General features: G+C 61.2%; 5 protein-coding genes and 1 tRNA gene. 4 read left to right on the plus strand and 2 right to left on the minus strand.

Annotated elements, in window-relative coordinates:
• Positions 1–209 (minus strand): hypothetical protein (locus NW857_RS12445; protein WP_414369128.1); only part of this gene is annotated, 209 nt, incomplete at its 3' end.
• A gap of 71 nt (positions 210–280) precedes the next feature.
• Here NW857_RS12445 and ureG point away from each other — a divergent pair.
• The 4 genes from ureG to NW857_RS12465 all read left to right on the plus strand — a co-directional run bounded on the left by ureG (position 281) and on the right by NW857_RS12465 (position 3394).
• A complete protein-coding gene (gene ureG / locus NW857_RS12450; protein ID WP_414369130.1) occupies positions 281–931 on the plus strand; it encodes an urease accessory protein UreG in 651 nt (216 codons plus the stop codon).
• Positions 928–1713 (plus strand): urease accessory protein UreD, encoded by a 786-nt coding sequence (locus NW857_RS12455; protein WP_414369132.1) that lies wholly within the window; start codon positions 928–930, stop codon positions 1711–1713. The genes ureG and NW857_RS12455 overlap by 4 nt, the downstream gene beginning before the upstream one ends.
• A gap of 37 nt (positions 1714–1750) precedes the next feature.
• On the plus strand, positions 1751–3265 hold the full coding sequence (locus NW857_RS12460; protein WP_414335231.1) for a hypothetical protein: 1515 nt from the start codon (positions 1751–1753) through the stop codon (positions 3263–3265).
• Positions 3266–3314: 49 nt separating this feature from the next.
• Positions 3315–3394 (plus strand) — tRNA-Leu (locus NW857_RS12465).
• A 27-nt stretch (positions 3395–3421) separates the two neighbouring features.
• Here the strand turns inward: NW857_RS12465 and NW857_RS12470 are convergent.
• Positions 3422–4070 (minus strand): hypothetical protein (locus NW857_RS12470; protein WP_414335233.1); only part of this gene is annotated, 649 nt, incomplete at its 5' end.

Here is a 4070-nt window from a genome sequence, read left to right on the forward strand (position 1 = left end):
GTGGCCGTAGCCCCTTGATTGAGGGTTTGCTGGAGCTGTTCCCGCGACTGGTAGATCTGCAGCGGCCCTCCCTGGGGGATCCCTTGCTGGGCGGCCTCAGGGCTGGCCTGTTCCGGCCTCGGCTCTGAACCGAGCGGGTTGCGATAGAGGCGGTTCACAACCAAAAAGCCCACCAGCACCACGGCAGTTGCCACCAAAAGTCGAACCATACCCGGATCCCTTGCGAGCACCTGGTTCTAAAATGCCCAAAAAGAGCCTCAGGTATCAGAGGTCGGGCACAATGGTGCAGACTGCTCAGCCGGTACGGGTTGGCATTGGCGGCCCGGTGGGATCCGGAAAAACCGCCTTGGTGGAAAAGCTCTGTCTGTCGCTGCGGGATCACCTGTCTTTGGCCGTGGTGACCAACGACATTTATACCCGCGAAGATGCCGAGTTTTTGGTGCGGGCCAAGGCGCTGGAAGCGGAGCGGATCATCGGCGTGGAGACCGGCGGCTGTCCCCACACGGCCATTCGGGAAGACGCCTCCCTCAACCTCGATGCCATTCAGGAGCTGGAGCGCCGCTTCTGTCCCCTGGATCTCATCCTGGTGGAATCGGGGGGGGATAACTTGGCAGCCACCTTCAGCCCAGAGCTGGTGGATGCCTGCATCTATGTTATTGATGTGGCCGAAGGGGACAAGATCCCGCGCAAGGGGGGGCCGGGGATCACCCGCTCTGACCTGCTGGTGATCAACAAGATCGACCTGGCGCCCTACGTAGGGGCAGACTTGGGGGTGATGGAACGGGATGCCCGCCGCATGCGGGGGGACAGGCCTTTTGTCTTCACCAACCTGCGCACGGGCGAGGGGCTGGAGCAGATCCTGAGCTGGCTGGAGCGGGAGGTGCTCTTTCGCTCCATCCAGGCCGATTCTCCCTCTGTGAGCCACCTGTGAACTTCGGCAAGGCCCTCTTGAAGATCAGCCGCCAAGGCCAACAGACCCACATTTGGGAGTATTCTCAGGCCCCCCTGCAATGGCTGGGATCCCCGGGTGAGCCGCCACTCTATTACCTACGCAACCCCAATGGTGGACTGCTGGGCGGGGATCGCCACCGCATCGCCATCGAGCTGGGGGCAGGCGCAGCGCTGGAAATTCGCACCCAAGGGGCAACCCGCCTCCACCCCGGCCTGAGCCGGCAACAGGCCAAGGTCAAGCTGGCTCCCACCAGCCAACTGATCTGGATCCCTCACCCGACCATTCTGGGCGCAGGAGCAGACTTCCGCCAACAGGTGCAGATCGAACTGGATCCCAGTGCCCGCCTGGCCTATGCCGAGATCTGGACAGCCGGGCGGCTGGCCATGGGGGAATGCTGGCAGTTTCGGCGCCTTTCCAGCAGCTTGCGGGTTTGGGTCGCTGCCGGGATCCCCGCCTCCACAGACGGGAGCAAACTCTGGCTGCAGGAGCACCTAGACCTGCGCTTTCCCCACCAGCATATCTCCGCCGCGTCGGTGCTGGGATCCCATCTCTGCTGGGGATCCCTGTACTTACTGGGGGATTGGCCAGAGCCGGAGTGGCCGACGGATACGCACCACTGGCTGCTGCGGTCGCCGGATCCCGTCTGTCAGGGCTGGATCCTACGCCAGGTGGGACCCCAGGCAGAGGCCATCTGGCAGCAGTTTGGCCAAGTTGTGCAACAGCTTGCCCCGGCCAAGGGAAGCTCAAGCCAGGGGTGGTAGGCTAGGGCTGGCTTAGCCCAACCCGTTGCACGAGATCATGAACGCCGCTCGACGCATTATCAGACGTTCCGTCCGCAAGGGGCGAAGCCGCTGGCTCCTCCTCTACGAAAAAGGAATGGCCCTGCTGGCTTTGGGCAACCTGTGCTTGGTGCTCTTCGACCTCAGCTACGTGCCCTGGCGAGACTTCTGGCTCCAGGGGCGGGTGCAGATCTTCGGTGCCTTTGGCCCTCCCATTCCCTTGCCCATCCTCTCCCAACAGACCAGCCGCTCCCCGGTAACCGACCTGTACGACCCGGTTAAAGGCATTGAGCCCAACCCGGAAACCCAGCGCTACTTGGCCCTGGTGGATGAGCTGCGCCAGGTCACCCTGCGCTTTGGGGTGGAGTCGGAAGCAGCGGCACCGATCCTAGCCCGCCTGCGGCAACTGAGCGACGAGATGATCGAGACCAACCCCTTTCAGGCCGCCAACAAAACTGGCCAGTTTGTGCGCATCCTCAACTTGATGCGGGAGCACATCCCCGAAGCCGACTCGGCCAGGGCTGCCTTCGCCCGCTTCTGGACTGCCGAATACTTGGCCAGCGTCGATCCCAAAGACGGGATCGAATTTTTCCAGGCCCGCCTGCGCCCCCTCTTCGAGACCAATTACTCCCGCCCCATCGGCGAGAGCGGCAACCCGGTGGACTTTTTCCCCCTGCTGGACCTTCCCTTTGCCTTGCTGTTTGGGCTGGAATTTGTGCTGCGCACGGTGGCCATCAGCCGTCGCTACACCGGCGTCAATTGGCTGGATGCCATGCTCTGGCGCTGGTACGATGTGCTGCTGCTGTTGCCCTTTTGGCGCTGGCTGCGGGTGATCCCGGTTACCATCCGGCTGGGACAGGCGCAGTTGCTGGATCTGGAGCGGGTTCGCGCTCAGGTGAGCCAAGGCTTTGTCGCCAACTTCGCCGAAGACCTGACCGAGGTCATCGTCGTGCGGGTGATCAACCAAATCCAGGCATCCATCCAGCGGGGATCCCTGCCCCTGTTGCCGGCAGCCGATCCCTCCCGCAGCTACATCGACCTCAACGAGATCAACGAGCTGGAAGCCATTGCCAACCTGGTTTTTCGCACCGTCCTCTACCGCGTCCTGCCCCAGGTCCAGCCGGAGGTGGAGCAATTGCTCCGCTACAACCTGGGTGGCCTGCTCAAACAACTCCCCGCCCTGCAAACCCTGGAACGGCTGCCCGGCCTCGGATCCCTGCCCGGCCAACTGACGGAGCGCCTGGCCAGCGAGCTGACCACCACCACCTATAAAACCTTGACCAACAGCTTCGAGGATCCCGTCGGCTCCCAGTTGGCGGCCCAACTGTTGCGGCGCTTTGGCGAAGTCTTGGCCAACGAACTCACCCAGCAACATGCGCTGGAGGAAATTCGCTCCCTGTTACAGGACTTGCTGGAAGAAATCAAGATCAACTACGTGGAGCGCCTCTCCCACGAAGATCTGGAGGAAGTGATGGAGCAAACCCGCAAGCTGCGGCAAAAAGCTCAACAACTGCAGCAAGCCCGCAGCGCGTAGGAGTGGTTGACGAGGTTGCGCCGGTTCAGTAGGATAATGTTTCTAGTCCGGGCGAGTGGCGAAACTGGTAGACGCACCGCACTCAAAATGCGGCGGGAAACCGTGTCGGTTCGAATCCGACCTTGCCCATGCCCTCGAGCTGCTAGGCTGCAGGTATTACCCAGCAGATAATAGATAAAGACTTTGGGGTTCAGATGGGATCAATTGGTAGGGATCCGCCTGGTTAAGCTCTCGACAGAGGTGAGCAAAAGACTGGAGACTTTCAAGGCGCTCCGCGAGCTCGCTGAGGGTGTCTAGGTATTCGGCTAAAGCCGCTTGGGAAAGGTACCAAGACTTGTCCAGCTCTTGGAAGTAGGTCATCTGGAACTCGACAGAAAGATTCTTTTCCCTAAGGAAGCGCTGCTCCGGTGTAAGCGCTCGATCAAATGGGGAAAGACGAGCAATGCGCTGGATGCGTTCGCTAGAGATGTGGCCAGCAAAGCCGGGAGCTGTGTACGTATAGGCCGTCCGGAGCTGAGGTCGATCCGCTGGCAAGAGAGCTGCACACCACCTTTCGCTTAGTTCCCGGAAACGAGGAACCTCAAAGTCCAGGGCATCGACGGCATCTTGCAGGTACCCATGCTTAAGCAGAAGCTGGGATTCCGCCGCTAGGGAAACTGCCCAACCCTTGAGGGCAATATCGCCAAGCAGTAGGCAGTGGGCCTGGCGCTCAACAGGGATCTGATGGGCTTGGTCGGAGAAAAAGATGCGGGCTTCCGCTAGCGCCTTAAGGGCATCGCGAGGAGAAGCCTCAGGGAATCGGTGC

The sequence above is a fragment of the Synechococcus sp. H55.9 genome (assembly GCF_047462355.1).
Lineage (GTDB): Bacteria > Cyanobacteriota > Cyanobacteriia > Thermostichales > Thermostichaceae > Thermostichus.